Here is a 22,023-nt window from a genome sequence, read left to right as displayed (position 1 = left end):
CGCGGTTGGCACGCTGTGGGCCTCCATCAGAATCTTTGCGGCGAGAAGAACGCGATGTCGATGGCGGGGTTCTTGCCTGTCAGCAGATCCGCGACGATCCGCGCGGTCCCTGCCGACTGAGTGAGGCCGAGATGGCCGTGACCGAAAGCATAGACAACCCGGTGGCTGTCGCGGGCATGGCCGATGGCGGGCAAGCTGTCGGGCAAGGATGGGCGGAAGCCCATCCACTGAACGCCACCTTGCGGCTTCAGGCCGGGCAGGAAACTCCCGGCCTTCTCCAGCATCGCTTCCGAGCGACGGAAGTTCGGCGCGAGCTTGAGCCCCCCGAGCTCGACGGCACCGCCGATACGGATACCCGTCGATAGCCGGGTAACGACGAAGCCGTGACCGCCGAAGGTAACCTGGGTGCGCAAGTCGAAAGCCTCGGGAGGAAGGGTGGTGTTGTAGCCCCTCTCCGTTTCCAGCGGAATGTTCTCGCCGATGGTGCGGGCTACTTGATGGGAATAGGCGCCTGCCGACAGGACCACGCGCGCGGCACGTCGCGAACCGCCGCCGGTGCTCACAACATCGACGCCGCCCTCTACGGGACGCAACGCCGTTACCTCCGCGCGCTTGATGGTGCCGCCCATGGCGCGGAAGTGGCCCGCCAAGGCAAGGGTATAGAGCTTGGGATCTGCGATGGAGTGCCAGCCCGGCGTGAAGGTGCCATGGGTAAAGCGCGGCGCGAGGCCGGGCTGGATCTCAGCCATGCCGACAGCATCGAGGTGATGGAACTCAACGCCGTGCGCTTCCCGCGCCTTCCAGCCGGGAAGCGATGCGTTCAGCTCCGCTTCGCCCTCGTAAACCTGGAGATTGCCGTCCTTGCGCAGCATGGCTGCGGTGCCGGTCTGCTGCAGAAACGGCTCGAGCTCTGCCTTCGAAAGATCCATCAGCGCGGTTTGCGCCGCTGTGGAATGTGCGACACGGCCCGGCGCACAGGCACGCCAGAACCGGAACATCCAGGGCGCGATCTGCAAGGCATAGGCAGGCGGGACCGACAGTGGACCGAGCGGATCGAGAAGCCACTTCGGCGCTTTCTTCAGAATGCCAGGCGAGGCAAGCGGCAAGATGTCGGTGAAGGCGAAGGCGCCGGCATTGCCTGCCGATGCTCCAGCAGCGGGACCCTCTCGGTCGAGTACGACCACCGAAAGCCCTCTTGCCTGTGCTGCGATCGCCGCCGATAGGCCAACGACCCCCGCGCCGACCACGATGACATCAGGTCCGGCCATCAGCGCACGCTCGCCAGGAACTTCTGCGTTTCAGGATGCTGCGGCGCGCCGAAAATCTGATCGGGCGTACCGATCTCGGTCATAATGCCCTGATGGAAGAAGGCAACACGCTTGGATACGTCCCGAGCAAAGGCCATCTCGTGGGTGACGCAGATCATCGTCATTCCCTCTTCGGCGAGCATCTTCAGTGTGTCCAGCACTTCGCCAACGAGCATGGGATCCAGCGCTGACGTCACCTCGTCGAACAACATGTATTCCGGCGACATGGCAAGCGCACGGGCAATCGCCATGCGCTGCTGCTGGCCGCCCGACATGCGGTTCGGATAGACCTCCAGCTTCTCGCCGAGGCCAACATGCGTCAACTGCTTGACGGCAATCTCCTCGGCTTTGTCCTTCGACAGGCCGAGAACCTTGCGGGGCGCCAGCATGACGTTTTCCAGTACGGTCAGATGCGGGAAGGCGTTCCACTGCTGGAAGACGATCCCGACCTTGCGACGAAGCTTGTTGAGGTCGGTGCTCTTGGCATGAACCTCGGTGCCGTCGATTACGACGCGCCCCGAATCGATAGGCTCCAGCCCGTTGATGCAGGTGAGCAGCGTCGACTTGCCCGAACCGGAACCGCCGATGACGGTGACCACTTCGCCTTTTTGGACGATGAGGTCGATGCCTTTCAGAACCTCCAACGGGCCAAAGGATTTGCGAACGTTTTCAATCTCAATCATTGGGGGACCACCGTTTTTCGAGATACCCGCCAATCCGGGCGATGGGGAAGCTGATGATGAAGTAGACGGCGCCGCAGATCATCAAGATGAACAGCGGCTCCTGCAGCCGGGTAACGAGAATCTGCGAGGCGCGCAGCAACTCGATAAGGCCAAGCCAGAGCACCAGCGCGGAATCCTTCATGACGCCGAGCGTCAGACCAATCCAGGACGGCAGCGAAACGCGGGTGGCAAGAGGCGTAACGATATAGCGCATATCCTGCCACCAGGTCATGCCGAGCGAGCGAGCCGCACGACGCGTGGTTGGTGGCACCGAGGAAATGCCGCCGCGCACGATCTCCGTGCAATAGGCGGCGGTATAGAGCGACAGCACCACGCAGGAGGTCGTGAACGGAGGCCAGCCAAGCCGCATGATCGACTGGAGTGCATTGCCAAGCACAAGCTGGATCAACAAAGGCACCGAGCGGAAGACGTCGAGCGCGAAGGTCAGCGGTGCGGACCAGTAGGGCCCGAGTTCGACGCGGATCATTCCGAAAAGGATTCCGAGGAGGGTGCCGGCAGCGACCGAAACGGCTGTGACCGCAAGCGTCATCCCCGCGCCTTGCGCCAGGAAGGCCAGATCACCCCAGGTGAGGGCAGTATTGAACATCTCTCACCTCTCTCAGTAGCGAAACATACGCCAGGCGAGCGCCCGGGTAGCAAGGGTCAGAACCTTGGCGATGACGTAATAGATCACGGCAGCCAAGGCGAAGAATTCAAAGGTGCGGAAGGAGCGCGCATTCAGTTCCTGGGTCACGCCGGCAAGGTCGGTGTTCATGCCGACGGTCACGCCGAGCGACGTCATTAGAACTGCCCAGACCATTTGGTTGGTCGCCGGCAGAAAGGCCACGCGCAGCATCTGTGGCAAGACGATCAGGCGAAAGGTCTGCATCGACGTCATGCCAAGCGAGCGCCCGGCCCGGGTCTGCGTGTCTGGGATCGCCTTCAGTGCGCCGCGAAAATTTTCAGCCAGGTAGCCGCCGTTGTTGAAGGCAATGCCCACCAAGAGCGCGGTCGATGGAGTGAGGTGAATGCCGAAATTGCCAAGGCCAAAATGGGCCATGTAAATCTGGAACAGCGCAGGCGTATTTCGGGCGATCTCGACCCAGGCCATGGTGAAGCCGCCAAGGATGCGGTTGCCGGATAGCCGGAACAAGGTCAGCGCGATCGCGCAAGCCAGTCCGATGACCATGGACAAGAGCGCAATCTGCAGCGTGACCAGCGCACCATCAAGCATCTGCGGCAATGCTTTGAGGGCTTGGTTCCAGTGGAAGGTGTAGTTGAACATGACCGTCTCACCTTTTTGTAAAGCTGCGGCGCGAGGGATCGCCTCGCGCCGCGGGAGAAACGGTCAGATCAGCGGTATACGCCATTGACCGCGAGAGACGGTACCTCGCCGCCGACCCACTTCTTGTAGAGTTCGTCGTAGCGGCCGGTGCGAACCTGCTGGTTGACGAACAGGTTCAGGTAGTTGATGAGGCCGTATTCCTCACGGTTGGTGAAGAGCGCGACGTAGTCGATGTCGAAGGGCGCCTTGCCGACCACTGAGATACCCGCGAACTTGCCGGTCTTGACGTTCGCTTGCGCCACGGTCGAGGTGGAAACGGTGGCATCGAGCTGACCTTGGCTCAGCGCCAGGAATACGTCGGCCTGGGTCTGGTAAGGACGGAACTCGCCGGTACCCCAAGCCTTGACCTGCTGCTCGAGTGCGATCGCTTCATAGGTGCCGGCCGTGGCGCCGACGACCTTGCCCTTCATGTCTTCGAAGGACTTCACGCCCGACTTCTCATTGGCGGTAACAGCCATCTCGAAAGCAAAGTAGGGAACCGTCATGCCGACGGTCTTGGCGCGTTCGAGGGTGTCGGACGTGGAGGCAACGCCCACGTCGACGCGGCCGGACATCAACGCCGGAATACGTTCAGGGAACGGGGTCTCAACGATTTCGGCAGTTACGCCCAGCGCCTTGGCCAGATCGTTGCAGTAGTCCACGTCGAAGCCGATCGGATTGTTGTTCTCGTCGCGCGAACCCATCGGCGGGAAGTCCAACACGACAGCGCAACGCAGCGTGCCCGAACCGATGATATCGTCCAACTTGTCAGCCTTGGCCGGGCTGGTCAGAAGGGTGGTGGCGGCCAGAAGGCCGAAGGCGAGGACCGAGGATTTCATCTTTTTCTCTCTCCCAGAGTTGGATTGTCCATTGGCGGATGAGGCGCACTATTCCCCGTCAGCGCGCGCAAATCAATATCAAAATACATGCAGTATACAAAAAGTATAAGATTATCGATATTCATGTCGACAAAAAAGGGCGGCCAAATCGTGGCCGCCCTTGCTATTTCTATCGGCAGTAGGGATCAGCCGAGAAAATCTTCCGGCAGAAGCTCTTCGGACATGTTCTGGTACGAGACCGGTCGCAGGAAACGCCGGATCGACATCGTGCCGACGCTGGTGGCCCCAAAGTTGGTCGACGCCGGATAGGGCCCGCCATGGACCATGGAATCGACCACCTCGACCCCAGTGGGGAACCCGTTAACCAGCACGCGTCCGGCCTTGCGCTCCAGCACGGGACGCAGGCGGCGCGCGTCAGCAAGATCGCCCGCATCCATATGGATCGTGGCCGTCAACTGGCCTTCGAAGCCGCGCGCAAGCTGCTCCATCTCATCGATTGTCTCCACGCGCACCACGAGACCGAGCGGTCCGAAGACCTCTTCGCCCAGAGCGTGATCGGCGAGGAACTGCGCGCCCGTCGTCTCGAATAGGTTCGGGGCGGCAGAACGGTTGGAGGTTTCGCCGACGAACAGCGGCTTGACCGTATTGCGGGTTGCAAAGCGCGCCTTCCCATCCTGATAGGCCTTCGCGATCCCATCCGTCAGCATCGTCTGCGGCGCCACCTTGCCGAGTGCCTCGACCGTCGCGGCTACGAAGCGATCGGCGTCGGCACTCTCGGTCACTACAGCGATCCCAGGGTTGGTGCAGAACTGACCGGCGCCCATCGTCAGCGACGCCGCCCAGCCCTGGCCGAGCGTCTCGGCACGCGCCCTCAACGCTTCGGGCAGCAGAAACATTGGATTGACAGAACCGAGCTCGCCAAAGAACGGGATCGGTTCCGGTCGCGTGGCGCAGAGATTGAAGAGGGCGCGGCCGCCGGCGAGTGAGCCGGTGAAGCCGACCGCCTTGATCCGTGGGTGCTGCACCAGCGCATGGCCAACTTCGCGGCTGCCGCCCTGGATCAGCGAGAATACGCCCGGATGGACACCCGTCTTGCGGATGGCCACCTCGATGGCCTGCGCGACAATCTCACCGGTCCCTGGATGCGCCGAATGGCCCTTGACGACGACAGGGCAACCTGCCGCCAGCGCGGCCGCGGTATCGCCACCAGCAGTTGAAAAGGCGAGCGGGAAGTTCGAGGCGCCGAAGACGCCAACCGGGCCGATCGGGCGCTGGATGAGCCGGATCTCCGGCCGCGGCGCGGGTTGTCGGTCGGGCAGCGCGGCATCGAGACGGCGATCGAGATATTCGCCCTTTTCAATATGATCGGCGAAAAGCCGTAACTGGCCGGTTGTGCGACCCCGTTCGCCCTGCAGGCGCGCTTCCGGCAGACCGGTTTCCTGGCTACCGATCTCTGTGATCGCCTCGGCGCGAGCCTCGATCTCGTCAGCAATGGCACGCAGGAACGCCGCTCGCTCCGCACGAGTGGAGTAGCCGTAGCTCCAGAATGCATCTTCGGCAGCTTCACATGCGCGATTCACCAGGTCTACCGTGCCGACGGCGAACCGATGCACTGGACCATGCGCCGGCGCGGATGCAAAAGTACCAACTCCGTCGAGCCATTCGCCAGCGACGAGGTGTTTTCCATTGGGAGTGAAGACCATCTGCGATTCCTTTCTTGAGAGCCCGGGGTGCTTTACGCGAAAATCCATCCGCAGGCGAATTGCACGCGTCGGATCTTTGTATACTCTATGTATTTATAACATCAACACTCGATCGCCTTTGGCGGCCGGGCCATCCATGAGGGACACAAGATGAGCGATAACACCACCCTGACCGTCGCGGCACTGCAGGAGCGGGTCGATGCGATCTTCCGCAAGGCCGGCCTCAACGAGATCCAAGCCGGCGCACTCGCTCGCGTGATCGTGGCCGGCGAACGGGATGCCTGCAAATCGCACGGCATCTACCGGATCGAGGGTGCGCTGCGCACCGTGAAGGCGGGCAAGGTGAAGCCGGATGCGGTGCCGGAACTGCTGCTGCAGGAAGGCTCGGCGATTGTGAAGGTCAATGCTAAGGGCGGCTTTGCCAATCCGGCCTTCGAACTCGGCCTGCCGGCACTCGTGGAGCGTGCCGGCTCCTGCGGACTTGCAGCACTCGTCATCAACGACTGCACGCATTTCTCCGCGCTCTGGTCGGAAGCTGAAGGACTGACCGAACAGGGACTTGCCGGCCTGGTCATGTGCCCGAGCTATGCAACCGTTGCACCGACCGGCGGCAACAAACCGCTGCTTGGCACCAACCCCTTCGCCTTTGCCTGGCCGCGCGTCGGCCAGTCGCCCTATGTCTTCGATTTTGCAACCTCGGTCGCCGCACGCGGGGAGATCGAACTGCACCGGCGGGCCGGCAAGCCGTTGCCTGAGGGCTGGGCGATCGATGCCGACGGCAATCCGACGACCGATCCGGAAGCCGCACTGGCCGGCGCCATGCTCCCCTTCGGCGGACACAAGGGGTCAGCCATCGGCACGATGATCGAGCTGCTGGCCGGCATCATGATCGGCGACCTGACGAGCCCCGAGGTGCTCGACTATCTCGGCACGACGACGCTTGCCCCTTTCCACGGCGAGTTGATCATCGCCTTCTCCCCCGAAGCCTTCGCCGCCGGCCGGCCAGGCAATCCATTTGCGCGGGCAGAGACACTGTTCGAGGCGATCGTCGGCCAGGGCGCCCGCCTGCCCTCGCAGCGCCGCTATGTGGCGCGCGCAAAATCCGAAGCCGATGGCATTACGCTCACCGACGCCGAAATCAAGCAGCTCGAGCGGTTGTTCGCACTCGGCTTGGAGGCGGTGGCCTGAGCCACGGCTTCACACTGCCGACGATGCAAAAAGGCCCTCCAAACGGAGTAATGCAGTTCACTTAGTGAGCTGCGGGCAAGTTTGATGGTTCAGGATGGGGATTCGTTTTCCCATCCTGTTTTTGTTTGTGATGTCACGCACCCTTGGACATTCGGCCGAATTATCGGCTCTTTCGCAGGCGATCGACCCGGACTGGATCGCTCAGGCTCTCGCCACGACAGGCAAGGCGAGCGTCCGCAAGCGCAAGCTGCCAGCCGAGCAGGTCGTCTGGCTGGTGATTGCGTTGGCCCTTTATCGTCATCAGTCGATCCCGGAGGTGGTGGCCCATCTTGATCTGGTTTTGCCCGATGAGGTCAACGCGGATATTGCCAAGAGCGCGTTGACACAGGCACGGCAGCGCTTGGGTCAGGCACCGTTGGCGCAGTTGTTTGCAATGAGTGCATCATGCTGGGATGAACGCCACCAATCCGGGCGTGCCTGGCGGGGTCTTTGTCGTTATGCCGTGGACGGCAGCACGCTGCGGACGTCCGACAGCCCGGAGAACCGGGCGCATTTTGGAGCGCAGGCCTACGCGTCTGGCGTTGTCGCAAGCTATCCGCAATTGCGGCTGCTGACGCTGACGGCGCTGGCGACGCATCTGGTGCGTGATGCGGTGTTCGGAGCCTATGGCACAAACGAGATGCTCTATGCCAAAAGCCTGCTCGACCGGGTTCCGGACCATTCGCTGACGGTCTTCGACAAGGGCTTCTTCAGTGCCAGCCTTCTCTTGCAATTGCAGACGAAGGGACATGAGCGTCACTGGCTGATTCCGGCCAAAGCCAACAGCACATGGGAACGACTGGATCCGCACCCCACCGATTATCGGGTGCGCATGAAGGTCTCGCCCCAGGCGCGGCAGGCAGAACCGGACTTGCCGGCCTTCTGGGAGGTCAGGGCCATCGAGACGACCACCAGCCATGGCAAAAAGCGCATATTGTTGACATCGCTGATGGACAGACAAACTTATCCGGCAAGCGAAATCGTCCATCAGTATGAAGAGCGATGGCGCATCGAGACAAGTTATCGCGAACTCAAGCAGGAGCTTCTCGGTAGCGAACTGACCCTGCGAAGCGGCACGCCGGAGACTGTCTATCAGGAGGTCTGGGGCGCGTTGCTGGCCTACAATCTGGTGCGGCTCGAAATGGCAGAGGTCGCGACCGAAGCCCAAGTCGAGCCAACCCGACTAAGCTTTATCACAGCCCTGCATTACCTGCGTCACGAATGGGGATGGATGGCGATCGAAGCACCCGGCAAAATCCCCGCCCACCTCACCAGATTGAGAAACAGATTGGCAGACTTGCTGCTGACAGAAAAACGGGGGCGATCATGCCCCCGTGTCGTCAAAAAACTGCCTGCCAGATACCCGATAAGAGCCGTAAGCAAACCTAAGTGAACTGCATTACTGCGTAAGCGGGGCCTTTCAGTTGAGAGCCTTTGAAATCAGGCCTTGTATTTCTCAACAGCACCGGAAAGCTTGCTCCATTCAGCATACCAGGTGTTGAAGAGCTTGAGTTGCGCCTCGACGTAGCCACGCTGGCTGTCCGTCAGGACGTCGGTTTCGTTGAAGTGCAGTGTGTATTCCTTGTCTCCCTTCAGCACCATCATGTGTTTGAAGAACAGCACGAGGTCCGGACCTTCGTCAAACGAGGAGAGAACGGCAAGCGCTTGCTCGAGCTCCAGCGCCCGCTGGCGGGCATCGGCATTGCCGGCAGCGGCGGCTTTGGCGAGGTTGCAGAGATGCAGCACTTCCTTCGGCAGGACGTTGCCGATGCCAGTGATGGCACCCGTCGCACCGCAGTTTACGAAGCCGTGGAAGACGGCCGTGTCGACGCCGATCATCAACGAAACGCCATCATCTCGGCTGGTGATGTTTTCTGCGGCATAACGCATGTCAGCGGCGCCGCCGAATTCCTTGAAGCCGACGAGGTTCGGATGCTCGGCACGCAGCGCGAAAAACAGATCCGCGCGCGTGGCGAAGCCATAGTAAGGGCTGTTGTAGATGACCGCCGGAAGATCAGGCGCAGCCGACAGGATCGCCTTGAAATGCGCCTTCTGGGCCGCAATCACCGAGCCACGCGACAGGACGCGTGGGATGACCATCAGGCCCTGCGCCCCAACCTTCTGGGCATGGGCCGCGTGCGCAACAGCAGAGGCGCTGTTGACGGCGCCGGTACCAACGATGACCGGGATGCCGGCCTTTACCAGGCGCTCGACGCCTTCCATGCGCTGCGCGTCGGTCAGGAGCGGCCAGTCACCCATGGAGCCGCAGTAAACGACGGCCGACATACCCTGCGCAATCAGCTCTTGTCCCTTGCGGACGAGGGCATCGAAGTCGGGGGTACGATCCTCCTTGCAGGGGGTCATCAGAGCCGGAATCACACCGGAGAAAATCTTGGCCTTCATTGCGAAACTCCTGTTGCCTGGCGGACGGACAGGGATCGACGCGCCACTGGCGCCGGTCCCCGCGTCTTCGAGAGCCGTTATAGCACTTGCATATTATTTGTCGACAAAAATTATGCAGCCTATCAAAGGGTGATATCCAGCTTTCCGCCGCGGGCAAAAAGCTTCTGTATTTGCTGTACGATCTGCTCGGCATGGATCGTTGCCAAGCGATCGGCGGCTTCGCTGTCGCGCGCGGCGATGACGGCGATAATGTCCTCATGCTCATCAACAAAACGCTGTGGCAGGCGATCCTCATAGGATTGGTAGTAGAGCCGCAGGATGCGCCGCCCCTCATCGAGAAGGCGATTGAAGAGGCCGGTGAAATAGGCGTTGCGTCCGGCCTCGGCGATGGCCGAATGGAAGGCGGCGTTGGTGGCAATCATCGCCAAAGCATCCTGCGCCGCCACGGCGGCGGCGAAGTCGGCCTGATGCGCGCGGATCACCTGCAAATCCTCGGCGCGGTGATACTGGGCGGCCAGGCGTGTGGTCACGCGATACATTAGTACCAAGGCATCGAAGAAGGTGTGCATGTTGAGGAAATCAATGCTCGAGACCATGGTCGAACGATTGGGCAGCGTGTCGATCAGCCCTTCGCCCGCCAGTCGCACCAGCGCCTCACGGATCGGCGTGCGCGACATCTTGAACCGCTCGGCCAGTTGCACCTCATCGATCGGGCTGCCGGGCGGCAAAACCAAGTCAAGGATCTCATCACGCAAGAGGTCGTAGACCATCTTGACGCCGGAGCCGCGCTTGCGTTCGGGAGTGGAATTCGTGTCGGTATCAGTCATCCTAGAATCCTCTTGTCGACAAAAGGAATACTTTTTCTCGCGCGCGGGATCAATAGCGCCGGCAACCCCGGCGAGTGAATGGGCACGACGTCACGGGAAATAGACAAAAGGGGCCGCGGCACCCATTGACAACGTGATAGACTGCCAGCGACGCTTTCGTTGGTGCCAGCCTTGCGTTTCGGCTGGATAGTCTGATTTAAGTGCTCATTTATCGCCCTAGTTTAGCATCGCAGGACGCCCACTCAGGCGAACCATGTGTCGCGGAGTAGAGACAGGATGCGGATCAGTACGATCACCAACTGGGCATACGCCGTCACGGTTATGCTCACCATTCTCTCAGGCGGAGCGTTCATTTTGTCCGCCCATAGCGCCGTTCGCGAACGAACCGCGGTCGAGACCCGCCGGCAGCTCGACGAGCTTGTTGATGAGCTGGCCGTAGCAGCCGAACAGACCACCGAAGACGCTCGTTTGTTCGTGATGCGAGGAGAGGAGCGCCATCTTCAGGCATTTCGCAGCGCTGAAGGAGAGGAACGCGCTCGCGAACACGCAATCAAGGGCTTGAAGTCGACCGACCTGTCGCCACAGGAGCTCGTTGCGCTACGCCGGCTGGAAAGTGATGCGGAAGCACTGGACCAGATCGAGGAAAAAGCGATTGCCGACTACGCAAACGGCAATCGCGACGGTGCGCGGCAAACCCTTTTTGGACCGGAGCACGAACGCTTGCAGACCGACCTCCTCGCCAGTGTTCAGCATTTTATCGATCTTGTCGCGACCCGCGCCGACGACGAGTTCGCTGGCGCAAGAGCGCGAACCGATCTCTGGGATACCATAGCCAAGTCCATGTTAGGGCTGACCGCCGCCGTCTTCATCGGCGTCCTGTATTTTGTCTTGAAGCGTCGGGTGGCAACGCCACTGCTCCGAATGACCGGGATCGTCAATCGACTGGCGAAACAGGATTACGACGTCGAGGTGCTTCCCGACAGTCGCCGCGACGAAATCGGCGAGATGAACGAGGCGATCCAGATCTTCCGAGACAATGGCCTGGAACGAGAGCGCCTGGATGCCGAGCGGCGGCGTGACCAGAAGACGAAGGATCACATCCTTCACTTGATGCATCGGCTTCAGGCCTGCCAGCAGCAGGAAGAACTTGCCGAGGTCGTTTCCCTTTTCGCGCCCCAGATCTTTCCGCACCTCGCCGGACACTTGTACCTCATGAACGGCGGTCGGTCGGCACTGACCTCCGCCAGCCGTTGGCTTCAGCCCAGCCGGTCGCACGACGTGTTGGCGCCGGCGGAATGCTGGGGATTGAGACGCGGCAGACCCCATGTCAGCGACCATTCTCGCGACGATGTACCCTGCCAGCATCTGGAGGAGGGGGACGATGCGTGCATCTGCATACCGCTGTCCGCCCACGGCGATACGGTCGGGCTCCTCTATTTCGAGGGAACGGATGGCGGCAAGGCCATGGTGACTGCAAGGCTCTACATCGAAATCATCGCGGAGAATATCGGACTGGCGATCGCTAATCTGCAGCTTAGAGACCGACTGACACATCTTGCCATAAGAGATCCCCTCACAGGTCTTCTGAACCGCCGCTCGCTGGACGACGAAATGAACCGGCTACGCCGAGACACCGTGGATCGCCCGACGGCCTGCTTGATGGTCGACATCGATCACTTCAAGCGCTTCAATGACGAGTTCGGACACGATGCCGGCGATCATGTGATGCGGCAGGTCGCGACACTCATGGCCGACACGGCCGGCAAGTCAGGTTCGGTCTACCGCTTCGGCGGCGAGGAGTTCACGATTGTTCTGCCCGAGGCAACGGGGAGGTCTGCCATCGATATTGCAGAGAAGCTTCGTAGCGCAGTCGAGGCCGCGCCCGTCACCTATCAGGGGCGGCCGCTGGGGACTGTGACCGTGTCAATCGGGATTGCCTCGACGGAAGATGGCAAGCCAGCCGCCACTCTGCTGCAAAGAGCAGACGCTGCCCTGCTTCGGGCGAAATCGGAGGGCAGAAACATTACTCTCGTCGACGGGTCCGACGGATCACCCAATCACCGCCTTGCCGGGTAGGCCTTCACGGCCGTCCGCTGCGGCAAGCACACACCTCCGCCTTCCACTGAAGGCGGCACCGCTGCTGCAAGCCCGATGCCAGAGCGCAAGACCTTGAGGCCGACTCAGCCTGCGATACTGCTTGCCCGGCGCGCCAGATTTCAGGTGTAACCAATTTCCTCGTTACTGAAATCATCGCGAAACCGCGCCCTCCCACATCGCGAACCTCAACGAGCCTGTCGCCGCCGTCATAAAAAGGGGACGTTCAGCGGGTGCTTGGAGCGCGAGTGTCTCCTAATGAAACCATCCGCTGCAGCGCGGCGGACATTAGTCTAAGTCGGCAGTTCGTCGCCAAGCTTCGCGCCCGTCCGAAAGGCGCTGCTATAGCGATCGGTATGGGATCTCGGATGGCCTTGAAGCTTCAATGGTCAAGTGCTTAGTGGCGATCGAAGCTGCCTGGAGAATTCGCTCCTTCTGCAGGCTGGGGCCGATGACCAGGGTATCAATCCCAATGTTCGTCCGTCCCTGGCTATCTTGACCCAGATCGAGGTCGACCTCGAAGTACGGCACCAGCATCGTTACCGTCCCACGGACTTTTACAGACGGATGGTCAAGCGGCACAAACTTCGAAATGATGCGCCATTCGCATTCCTCGCGAAAGGACGGATCCTTAAAGGCACATGCCAGTTGCTGGTAGCGGGTGACGATCTGGTTTGCAAACTCCTCGACCCGCTCATCGTCCAACGTGGTGGTGGCATCGATCGTCGTCAAAGAATGAACTATGAATTCCTTAGCGAGTGCTGCTTTTTGGCTTTGCTCATAGATGCACTTAATCAGGCGGAAACCCGACCTATTCGCAATCCTTTGCAGGTCACCGACAACAAACCCCAGGCATACACCCCCTCCGGCACCATAGCCCCTCCACTGGCTCAGGAGGTCATCGTCCTCCGCAAACGACGCTGTGTAGACATATCCCTGCTTGAAGTAATCAACGAGAGAGGCAACCCGAAGCAATATGGCCTGATGTCCTGAGGATGCGTTTTTTGCGCGGGCTTCCGCTTCTGTCCTTAGATAGCCGAGGCCGTAGGCGAACTCCTCTGAATCATTCAGATAATGGATATTTGTCGCCCATATCACTTTCGAGCCGACAATACCCAGAAACCCTTGAAGCGTTGTGTAGTGGAAAAGCCGCGGCCGCCTTGTCGCACTAACCCTGCCGGGCGATGTCGGCAAAAGGGACAGGTGATTATCAATCAGGTTTGGCATCGGTCGAGCTCCGTTGGGGGCAGAACCACTCTACTCGTCCCGGGTCGGAATGTGCGTCCGCCTCTTATCGGCGAAGCGACCTGGTTTAATTTTCCCGATCAACATGTGGCGATCCCGACATTCCCAGACAGGATTGCTTGCCCATACCGAGGAACCGCCTTCCGGCATTTCACTTACCTGTTGTAAAGGATACTCTACTCTAAGAGACTATCGTCCCACAACCAGGACAAGAAACATTCGTTGAATGCTGTCAGGCTTGCCGAGATTGTAAGGGAGAAGTGTGTACGGAACTTCCAGACCCTTTTCGTGACTGCAAAATTTCCTATGTCGGCACTGCCGTTGCAGGGCGTTGCTGGTGGGCCTCCTCAGTTCGGCAGTCGTGCGCCAATTGCCAGAAAACGACATTGCCGATCGAGATCCAGTCCGAGGTGAATCTCGATAGCATCACCTTTGTCAGAAGCAATGATCGACTTGCGACGGTAATCGGGAACACAAATGCCACCCCGAGGGGAGGGCAGAGGCGCTACGTATCAACACGAAATCGAGGTCTCTTGGCAATGCTGCCGGCCGGTCGACTTCCCAACTATCAGCCCCGGGGGAAACTCCGGAAGGCTGAAGGCAGTCGAGGCTGCCCGAATCGCGCCGCAGATCTAGGGCGGTGGTGGTGCCGCGTCGCCCTCGCCACCGGCTCCAACAGCTCAACGACCCATTGGCTGGATGGATGATGACGGCAAAACGTCAGCAAGGCGATCGAGATCGGGACGCCGATGAATGCACCGAATATTCCCCAAAGGTAACCCCAGGCGAATACGGAAAACAGCACGATGACGGGCGAAAGGGACAGCGCGTTGCCCGAGACACGTGGCTCGATGTAGCTGCCGATCGTAAATTGTATGAGATTCAGTCCCAGGAAGATCGCCAGTACCGACTGCCAGCTGTCGAACTGAATGAGGGCAAACATCGTGGGGAACAGCGTTGCTACCAGCGGTCCAATAAACGGGATATAGTTCAGGGCGAATGCTATGGCACCCCATTCCTCGGCGAGGGGCAGACCGACCGCGCGTGCGAAAAGCCATACAAGCAGCCCGGTTGCGATGCTCATCACCGTCCTGATAGCCATATAGCGTCGAAGTTTCTGCGCCGTTTGGCGGCTGCCGTCCAGGAGGAGTTTTCTCGCGACCTGACTTCGCATTCCGGCAATCCTGCGCTCGAAATCCTCGACCTCCATTATTCCAAGCAGAACGTATGTCAGTGCGATCAGCCAGAAGCTGAAGGCGCTGTTGACGCGGCTGCTGACGGTCTGAACGGCGCGCAGGATGGAAGCCGTTGAGAAGCTGTCGGCCGAAAGCACCGCAACGACGATGCCGTGGTCCTCAAGCCATAGACGGATTTCCTCGTAATGCTGCTGGAAGCGCGACGCGTCGGCAATGACCCACCGCCCCACCTGCCCGAAGGACCAGGCCACGATCCATGCGAAAACCACGAAGGCCATCACGACGACGAACAGGCTAACGAGGAGCGCGACATATCGCGGAACAATCCTCTGCATGCGGCGCTGCATAGGCCACAGAAGAGCAATCACCAGGAGGGCAAATGTCAACGGAGCAAGAACGGTCTTTGCCATAGAGAGCATGGCAACGAGGAGAAGCACCGCAATCAGAACCGGGGTTGCAGGAACCGTTCTCCGTGCCAGCATCGTTTCCTCGTCGCCTAGAGTGTATTCTTGAAGATCCGTCCATCCTTGATGACGACACTCAGCTTCCATTGCGGATTTCAATCGTCCTAAGGTAATCAAGCGGATTGCCGTCCCAGACTAGCATATCGGCGAACGCGCCTTCTTCGATGACGCCGAGTTTTCCGGCATACGGCGTGCGCAGGCTTGAAAGCTCGAGAAGATCCGCATTGCCCGACGTCGCCATGCACAATGCCTCGGTATTGGTGTACCAGTTGGCCAGATGGGTCAGAATGGTGTTCTGGCGGGGCGTCAACGCGGGAGAGAACAGTCGCTTCAATTCTCCCACATCATCGGCATTGGCAGCGCTTCCCATCCTTGCCCAATCGGAACATGGCGTCCTCCGAACCAGCGGCCCCTGGAATACAACCAGGAACGTAGCACTGTATATGAGCGGAATCTACTACTTGACCGTTTATAAATCTCCGTGCCCGATCTCAATCGGCTTGACCAGCAGGCGGTCGATCTCGCTGATCATAGGTACCGATCAGCGCCGGATTCATCACGCACTAGGCCAGGCCGACAATCAAGTTCACTCGCTTGTTTCCGATGTCAGAATGTGATGGACTGGCCAGACGCAAATCCGAGCTTTCGTCGCAAGCGTTCACCTTCACAGGAATGGTTGCATGCGCAAACTGGCTGCTGTTCTCTGCATCGATGTCGCCAGTTACAGCAAGCTGATGGGGCGCGACGAGGCTGGCACGCTTGCCCGCGTCAAGGCGGCGTTTGCGGCATTCGATCCTGTGCTAGAACGACACCATGGTCGCATCGTCAAACTCATGGGCGACGGCGCCCTGATTGAGTTCGCAAGCGCCGTTGATGCGACAGCGGGCGCTATCGCGCTGCAAAGCGTGGCTTCGGCAACCGACCCAACCCTTCGCTTCCGCATGGGCCTCAATCTGGGAGATGTGATCGTCGAGGACGGCGATCTCTACGGCGAAGGAGTCAACATCGCAGCGCGGTTGCAGGCCCTCGCCCAGCCGGGTGGTATCATACTCTCGGAGACAGTGCGCGAGCACGTAGGCGGAAAGTTGAACGTTGCCCTTGAAGATCTCGGGCCAATGTCGCTGAAGAACATTGAGCGGCCCATCCGGGTCTTCGCCATCCAGGGTGATTCGCCGGCGGAGGCCAGATCCAGTCGCGAGCGGATCGGGATCTGCGTCTTGCCGTTCGCCAATATCAGCGGCGATCCGGAGCAGGACTACTTCAGCGCAGGCGTCACCGAGGACATCATCATCGATCTGAGCAAGCTCTCGTCTCTCACGGTGATCTCCCGCGCGACGTCCTTCAGCATGAAGGCTCAGAGCGCGCGAGCGATCGCGCAGCAGCTGAATGTAGCCTATGTGCTCGAAGGCAAGGTACGCAAGGCAGGTGAACGAATCCGCCTTTCCGCGCAGTTGGTCGACGGGACAAACGATGCGACCGTCTGGGCCGAGCGCTTCGACCGGGATATCAAGGACGTCCTGGCGCTGCAGTCAGACCTCGCAAAGGCCGTCGTTGAGGCGCTCCGGCTTCGCCTGCTGCCCGCAGAACGCCAGGCGCTCGAGCGTTATGCCCCGACCGACCCCGAGGCGTACAAGCTGTTTCTTCTGGCACGGCAATACAATATCACGGGATCGGAGCGGCACTTGCCGCTGATCATCCGGCTCTGCCGCCGCGTGACCGACTTGGAACCGGGCAACGCGCGTGCCTGGGCACTTCTTGGCGAAACGCTCAATCGCCTCAGGCGCAGCATCGGTGGCACCGAGACGGGCGAAGCGGAAATCGACCGCGCCCTCGAACTCGATGCCGGCCTCGCCAGCGCCCACGCCGGAAAGGCGCTGCTGTTTCTATACAGGGGACAGTTTGAGGAGGCGGAGCGCCAATGTGCGATCGCCCTGCAACTCGAGCCGGACGACTACGCCGCCAATCTGGCCGCTGGGCGGACCTTTGTCATGCAGCGCCGGTTCAGCGCGATCGGGGATGATGTCGCTGGCCCTCACCTTTGCCAGATCGAGTTAACTTTGCCATCATCCATGCGCAGCGCCGGACGGTCATCCAGCGGGCAGCGGGTAACGCCGGCTTCCTGCGGAAACTTGCCCAGACCGCCAGGAAGCGGGACTTATGCCTGCGGGAATAGGTCTGAAACGTTGGGCAGAGGGAGGCATGGCTCTTGTGGCTTTTTGATCTCTTGTCAAAGCAAAAGGTCCGCCTCCAAAGAGACGGACCAATTTCAGCCTAGTCGATGTTGCCTGTCGCGACCTATTACTTCTGCGACACGATTAGCCTGCGTGGCAAAATTTAAGAATATCCTAATGCAGGGTCGCCTTATGACGAAAATCGCCGTCTGCTGACGGGCACGCCGTGGTGGTGACAGTGATAAAGGTCTCCTATGGGACCGGCGCGCATGGCGCGCTCCCCTGAAATTCGTTTCGGATCCAACTTGTGTAAAGTAGCCTGTCGATTACGCTTCGGTCATCCGTGGATGACTTACTATCAATGTCGAAGCAGAAGGTTGTCTCCTTCAAACCGCGCGGCAATCGATGTCTAGTGACCGGGCTCGTTTCCTCTTGCGTCTTCCGGGTCTCGACGCGCGAAACCAGAGCTAAAGGCGGCGCGTCGTAAAAAGACAAATAAATGTCGTCTATTAGATATCACGAAATTAAATGAAAGTTAAGGTGCGGCGTAACGAAATAAAACGCGCGCAAATCGCGCCGGGAACGCATCAAATGACTCCGTCCGAATACAGGGCGGCGCTTGCTGTCACTGGGCTGACAGCAAGCGTCGCCGCAGAGCTTTTTGGCGTCGATGAACTCACGAGCCGCCGGTGGGCGTCGGGTGAACAGCCGGTGCCCCGTGCGGTCGCACTCAGCCTGTGGCTGATAGCATCTTATGGCGTTTCCATAGCCCAAGCACGAGTTCTCTCAGAAAGTCCGAGGTTACCAAAATCGGCTTGAACGCTCACGTGCGGAATTCTCGGTGAGCGCCCTTAATAGCTGCAGGAGCGGCCGTTACTGGGTCTGAATCCATCCGCGCAGGCTGGGTTTAGCGGATAATCTCTGTTGATATGCTGCAGTAAAACCTTGATGACCACGGTTTGCAGGCGTTGTGCAGGCCGAAATGATGGTAGAAAGACCGATCAGCGCTCCAGCCGCTAGAAATGCCAGAAATCGGTTTATCTATGCGTCTCCTTGAGAGGTGATTTCCTACCCTGAGCGCGCAATCTATCACGCCCTCCCAAGTGCACGGGAGGTCATCATGCAGGTTCCGAGGCAATCCGCCCCCGCATTCCGAAATCATCCATCCCGCCCCCCAGGCTCAATCTGCCCATTGCCGAATGCGTTGCCTTGAGGACTCCCGAAATGGGGTTCTCTCGGCATCAAGCGCAGGAGCGATGATCATCATGGTGCCTGATCTGGTTTAGCCTACTCCAGATGTTCTTGGCCGCTGCGATTGCGTTTTGACGGACCTTCACGCCGTTCGGGACTTGATCGCAACCTCGATAGTGGGCACGAGTACGTGGCATTGAGGCGGGCAAGACGGAACAGGAAGTCGTCGATTTTTGGCCGGTGGCTTGAGAACCCAGCCAAGGCATTTCAATCGAATGCTACACCGCCTCGACGTGAATCGAACCGCAGAGCTGCCGTGGAGCAGTGCGGGAACAAAACTGCAGGCCTACAGATGCACTCTGCACTTCATGCAGTTGACAGGCCGGGACGTTTCTTTCATCTGGAGCGCCAGATCAGGAGCCTTCTCACATGACCGTTACCGTACGCCCCGCGACGCCTTTAGACGCGGCAACGATCCTGCGATTCGTCCGCGAATTGGCCGACTATGAAAAGGCGATCCACGAGGTCGAGGCGACCGAGGAGAGCACACGCGCGGCGATCTTCGGCGACGGTTCTGTCACGCATGCGCTGATCTGCGAACGCGAAGGCCAAGCGATCGGCATGGCGGTCTATTTCTTCAGCTATTCGACTTGGCAGGCGAAGAACGGCCTTTATCTGGAAGATCTCTACGTAACACCGGACGCGCGCGGCTCGGGGGCCGGCAAGGCGCTGCTGCGGCGTCTTGCACAGATCGCGCTAGAGAAGAGCTGCGGCCGCTTTGAATGGAGTGTGCTCGACTGGAACGAATCTTCGATCCGTGTCTATGAGGCGATCGGCGCGGAGCCGCAGAAGGAATGGATCCGCTATCGGATGGCGGGAGAGACGCTGGCGGCGTTTGCCCGCGGCTAGAATTCTCTATTTTTCTTGGCCTCAGCGCTCTGCTTCTAATGGCTACGTCTAGTATAATTTGGCTTGTCGGAACCAAGGGGAGCCTTTGATCGTGCATATCGCCAAGCTATCAAGCAGAGGGATAAAAGCAGAGAAAGGCGCATTTGCTACCGATAAAATATAGCTTTGCGTACACGGCAGACTTATGTGGTTTGCCTGCCCGTTCGGGTTAAATGCTCTATTTGGATAGTGCTACTAGCGTACCGAACCGCTATGGTCGTTGATTACCTGAACGTCCGTTCTTGACGCAAGCGGAAAATGTCTCCGTCCGATCCATAATTCCGTAAAATCGCTTGGGAAGGGTGGCTTCGTAGAGGCAATCCCTTCGATCAAGTAACGCCCAACCTCTTCCAAGGCGAGCCACACTGGTCGGATGGTCGGATGGTCGAAAGGCGTGGCTGGCAGTAAAGTCCTTCCTCTGCATTGCCGCAGCCGAGGACGGCGAAGTCTGCCGGAACATTGATCCCCAGCCGCGTAAATTCCTCGATACGGTCATCTGCCGTGAAGTCGTGAAGTCGGAATCGAGCACGACGGATGCGCCAGGATCGCCAGCGCATCTGGGTCTGGTTATTTTGGTTGGTTGGGAAGATTTGGTTGCGGGGGCAGGATTTGAACCTGCGGCCTTCAGGTTATGAGCCTGACGAGCTACCGGGCTGCTCCACCCCGCGCCAAGGGGACGTTGTCCCCGGAAGTATACGCTCTGCGTTATGGTGTTCAAAGCGGAAAGGACCGCTTTGGGCGGCCCTTTGTTTTCGGCTTGGGCCGTTTGTTGTGATGAGAAGATTGTATGTTGCGTTTAGCAGACCTGGCAGCGACCGACTCTCCCGCGTCTTAAGACGAAGTACCATAGGCGCTGGGGCGTTTCACGGCCGTGTTCGGAATGGGAACGGGTGCAGCCGCCCCGCCATGACCACCAGGTCAGCGAAGCGCAACAATTGAGAAGCTGGCAGAGGTCTTGCGACCTCTTTTTTCCGGGCGAACATTTGATGTTCGCCGGGTGAACACGTCTTAACATCACCTTGAGCGGACAAGCGCCTTGCGCTTGCCGGGGTCGGGACGAATGCTTTGCATTCGCCCTGTGATGAGCATGGTCAATGAGAACGATCAAGCCAATCGAGCTATTAGTACCGGTAAGCTTCACACATTGCTGCGCTTCCACACCCGGCCTATCAACGTGGTCGTCTTCCACGGCTCTGATAGGGAATACTCGTTTTCAGGTTGGTTTCCCGCTTAGATGCCTTCAGCGGTTATCCATTCCATATGTAGCTACCCTGCTATGCCCTTGGCAGGACAACAGGTCCACCAGAGATATGTCCATCCCGGTCCTCTCGTACTAGGGACAGATCCTGTCAATATTCCTACACCCACGGCAGATAGGGACCGAACTGTCTCACGACGTTCTGAACCCAGCTCACGTACCGCTTTAATTGGCGAACAGCCAAACCCTTGGGACCTGCTCCAGCCCCAGGATGCGATGAGCCGACATCGAGGTGCCAAACAACCCCGTCGATATGGACTCTTGGGGGTCATCAGCCTGTTATCCCCGGCGTACCTTTTATCCGTTGAGCGATGGCCCTTCCACGCGGGACCACCGGATCACTATGACCGACTTTCGTCTCTGCTCGACTTGTCAGTCTCGCAGTCAGGCGGGCTTATGCCATTGCACTCGACGACCGATTTCCGACCGGTCTGAGCCCACCATCGCGCGCCTCCGTTACTCTTTCGGAGGCGACCGCCCCAGTCAAACTACCCACCATACACTGTCCCGGATCCGGATAACGGACCGCGGTTAGACATCCATGACGATAAGGGTGGTATTTCAAGGATGGCTCCACGGAAACTGGCGTCCCCGCTTCAAAGCCTACCACCTATCCTACACATGCCGACACGAATGCCAGTGTAAAGCTATAGTAAAGGTGCACGGGGTCTTTCCGTCTGACCGCAGGAACCCCGCATCTTCACGGGGAATTCAATTTCACTGAGTCTATGTTGGAGACAGCGGGGAAGTCGTTACGCCATTCGTGCAGGTCGGAACTTACCCGACAAGGAATTTCGCTACCTTAGGACCGTTATAGTTACGGCCGCCGTTTACTGGGGCTTCGATTCAAAGCTTGCACCTCTCCTCTTAACCTTCCAGCACCGGGCAGGCGTCAGACCCTATACGTCGTCTTGCGACTTCGCAGAGCCCTGTGTTTTTGATAAACAGTCGCTACCCCCTGGTCTGTGCCACCCCACCATACTTGCGTATCATGGGGTCACGCTTCTTCCGAAGTTACGCGTGCAATTTGCCGAGTTCCTTCAACATAGTTCTCTCAAGCGCCTTGGTATACTCTACCTGACCACCTGTGTCGGTTTCGGGTAC

Annotated in this window: 17 protein-coding genes, 1 tRNA gene, 2 rRNA genes and 1 pseudogene (1 of these 21 cut by a window edge); 5 read left to right on the top strand and 16 right to left on the bottom strand. The window is 59.3% G+C overall.

Features of this window, described 5'->3' with window-relative positions:
* Window positions 1-26 precede the first annotated feature (26 nt).
* From LPU83_RS38660 to LPU83_RS38635, 6 genes are all read right to left on the bottom strand, one after another.
* On the bottom strand, window positions 27-1,268 hold the full coding sequence (locus LPU83_RS38660) for an NAD(P)/FAD-dependent oxidoreductase (protein WP_024316227.1): 1,242 nt from the start codon (window positions 1,266-1,268) through the stop codon (window positions 27-29).
* The gene (locus LPU83_RS38655) at window positions 1,268-1,990 is read right to left on the bottom strand and encodes an amino acid ABC transporter ATP-binding protein (RefSeq protein ID WP_024316226.1); all 723 of its coding nucleotides are present in this window, start codon (window positions 1,988-1,990) and stop codon (window positions 1,268-1,270) included. The genes LPU83_RS38660 and LPU83_RS38655 overlap by 1 nt, the downstream gene beginning before the upstream one ends.
* Window positions 1,983-2,636: an amino acid ABC transporter permease gene (locus tag LPU83_RS38650; protein ID WP_024316225.1), complete on the bottom strand. Its 654-nt coding sequence runs from the start codon at window positions 2,634-2,636 to the stop codon at window positions 1,983-1,985. Before LPU83_RS38650 ends, LPU83_RS38655 begins: the two co-directional genes overlap by 8 nt.
* 12 nt (window positions 2,637-2,648) lie before the next feature.
* Window positions 2,649-3,314 (bottom strand): amino acid ABC transporter permease, encoded by a 666-nt coding sequence (locus LPU83_RS38645; RefSeq protein ID WP_024316224.1) that lies wholly within the window; start codon window positions 3,312-3,314, stop codon window positions 2,649-2,651.
* A 68-nt stretch (window positions 3,315-3,382) separates the two neighbouring features.
* The gene (locus LPU83_RS38640) at window positions 3,383-4,192 is read right to left on the bottom strand and encodes an ABC transporter substrate-binding protein (protein WP_024316223.1); all 810 of its coding nucleotides are present in this window, start codon (window positions 4,190-4,192) and stop codon (window positions 3,383-3,385) included.
* Between the two features lie 185 nt (window positions 4,193-4,377).
* Window positions 4,378-5,895: an aldehyde dehydrogenase (NADP(+)) gene (locus LPU83_RS38635; protein WP_024316222.1), complete on the bottom strand. Its 1,518-nt coding sequence runs from the start codon at window positions 5,893-5,895 to the stop codon at window positions 4,378-4,380.
* 150 nt (window positions 5,896-6,045) lie between these two features.
* On the opposite strand from LPU83_RS38635, the gene LPU83_RS38630 reads away from it, so the two are divergent.
* Together LPU83_RS38630 and LPU83_RS38625 are read left to right on the top strand one after the other, a co-directional pair.
* Complete coding sequence (locus LPU83_RS38630; RefSeq protein WP_024316221.1) at window positions 6,046-7,083, top strand: Ldh family oxidoreductase; 1,038 nt, start codon at window positions 6,046-6,048, stop codon at window positions 7,081-7,083.
* 94 nt (window positions 7,084-7,177) lie between these two features.
* Window positions 7,178-8,515, top strand: a complete 1,338-nt coding sequence (locus LPU83_RS38625; RefSeq protein WP_197901939.1) for an IS4 family transposase — start codon at window positions 7,178-7,180, stop codon at window positions 8,513-8,515.
* Window positions 8,516-8,562: 47 nt separating this feature from the next.
* On the opposite strand, the gene LPU83_RS38620 is transcribed toward LPU83_RS38625, so the two are convergent.
* On the bottom strand, window positions 8,563-9,525 hold the full coding sequence (locus LPU83_RS38620; RefSeq protein WP_024316220.1) for a dihydrodipicolinate synthase family protein: 963 nt from the start codon (window positions 9,523-9,525) through the stop codon (window positions 8,563-8,565).
* Window positions 9,526-9,647: 122 nt separating this feature from the next.
* A complete protein-coding gene (locus LPU83_RS38615) occupies window positions 9,648-10,352 on the bottom strand; it encodes a GntR family transcriptional regulator (protein ID WP_024316219.1) in 705 nt (234 codons plus the stop codon).
* Between the two features lie 276 nt (window positions 10,353-10,628).
* Here LPU83_RS38615 and LPU83_RS38610 point away from each other — a divergent pair, with 276 nt between their 5' ends.
* Window positions 10,629-12,428, top strand: a complete 1,800-nt coding sequence (locus LPU83_RS38610) for a diguanylate cyclase (RefSeq protein WP_024316218.1) — start codon at window positions 10,629-10,631, stop codon at window positions 12,426-12,428.
* 360 nt (window positions 12,429-12,788) lie between these two features.
* On the opposite strand, the gene LPU83_RS38605 is transcribed toward LPU83_RS38610, so the two are convergent.
* From LPU83_RS38605 to LPU83_RS38595, 3 genes are all read right to left on the bottom strand, one after another.
* Entirely contained in the window at window positions 12,789-13,673 is an 885-nt protein-coding gene (locus LPU83_RS38605) for a DUF2971 domain-containing protein (RefSeq protein WP_024316217.1), read from the bottom strand.
* A 586-nt stretch (window positions 13,674-14,259) separates the two neighbouring features.
* Window positions 14,260-15,369, bottom strand: coding sequence for an AI-2E family transporter (locus LPU83_RS38600; RefSeq protein WP_065814340.1), 1,110 nt, complete (start codon window positions 15,367-15,369; stop codon window positions 14,260-14,262).
* Between the two features lie 58 nt (window positions 15,370-15,427).
* The gene (locus LPU83_RS38595) at window positions 15,428-15,721 is read right to left on the bottom strand and encodes a hypothetical protein (RefSeq protein ID WP_024316215.1); all 294 of its coding nucleotides are present in this window, start codon (window positions 15,719-15,721) and stop codon (window positions 15,428-15,430) included.
* A 310-nt stretch (window positions 15,722-16,031) separates the two neighbouring features.
* Here LPU83_RS38595 and LPU83_RS38590 point away from each other — a divergent pair, with 310 nt between their 5' ends.
* The gene (locus LPU83_RS38590) at window positions 16,032-17,738 is read left to right on the top strand and encodes an adenylate/guanylate cyclase domain-containing protein (protein ID WP_024316214.1); all 1,707 of its coding nucleotides are present in this window, start codon (window positions 16,032-16,034) and stop codon (window positions 17,736-17,738) included.
* 635 nt (window positions 17,739-18,373) lie between these two features.
* On the opposite strand, the pseudogene LPU83_RS73930 reads toward LPU83_RS38590, so the two are convergent.
* A pseudogene (locus LPU83_RS73930) lies at window positions 18,374-18,563 on the bottom strand (hypothetical protein).
* Window positions 18,564-19,142: 579 nt separating this feature from the next.
* Here LPU83_RS73930 and LPU83_RS38580 point away from each other — a divergent pair.
* The gene (locus LPU83_RS38580; RefSeq protein WP_024316213.1) at window positions 19,143-19,622 is read left to right on the top strand and encodes a GNAT family N-acetyltransferase; all 480 of its coding nucleotides are present in this window, start codon (window positions 19,143-19,145) and stop codon (window positions 19,620-19,622) included.
* A gap of 368 nt (window positions 19,623-19,990) precedes the next feature.
* Here LPU83_RS38580 and LPU83_RS73925 read toward each other — a convergent pair whose 3' ends face one another.
* From LPU83_RS73925 to LPU83_RS38560, 4 genes are all read right to left on the bottom strand, one after another.
* A complete protein-coding gene (locus tag LPU83_RS73925) occupies window positions 19,991-20,218 on the bottom strand; it encodes a substrate-binding domain-containing protein (RefSeq protein ID WP_225039765.1) in 228 nt (75 codons plus the stop codon).
* Between the two features lie 34 nt (window positions 20,219-20,252).
* Window positions 20,253-20,329, bottom strand: a tRNA-Met gene (locus tag LPU83_RS38570).
* Window positions 20,330-20,464: 135 nt separating this feature from the next.
* Window positions 20,465-20,579 (bottom strand): 5S ribosomal RNA (gene rrf, locus LPU83_RS38565).
* A 182-nt stretch (window positions 20,580-20,761) separates the two neighbouring features.
* Window positions 20,762-22,023 (bottom strand): 23S ribosomal RNA (locus LPU83_RS38560); it runs 1,640 nt beyond the window's last position.

The organism is Rhizobium favelukesii (assembly GCF_000577275.2).
Taxonomy (GTDB): Bacteria; Pseudomonadota; Alphaproteobacteria; order Rhizobiales; family Rhizobiaceae; genus Rhizobium; species Rhizobium favelukesii.
This window is presented reverse-complemented; position numbering and strand designations above follow the sequence as displayed.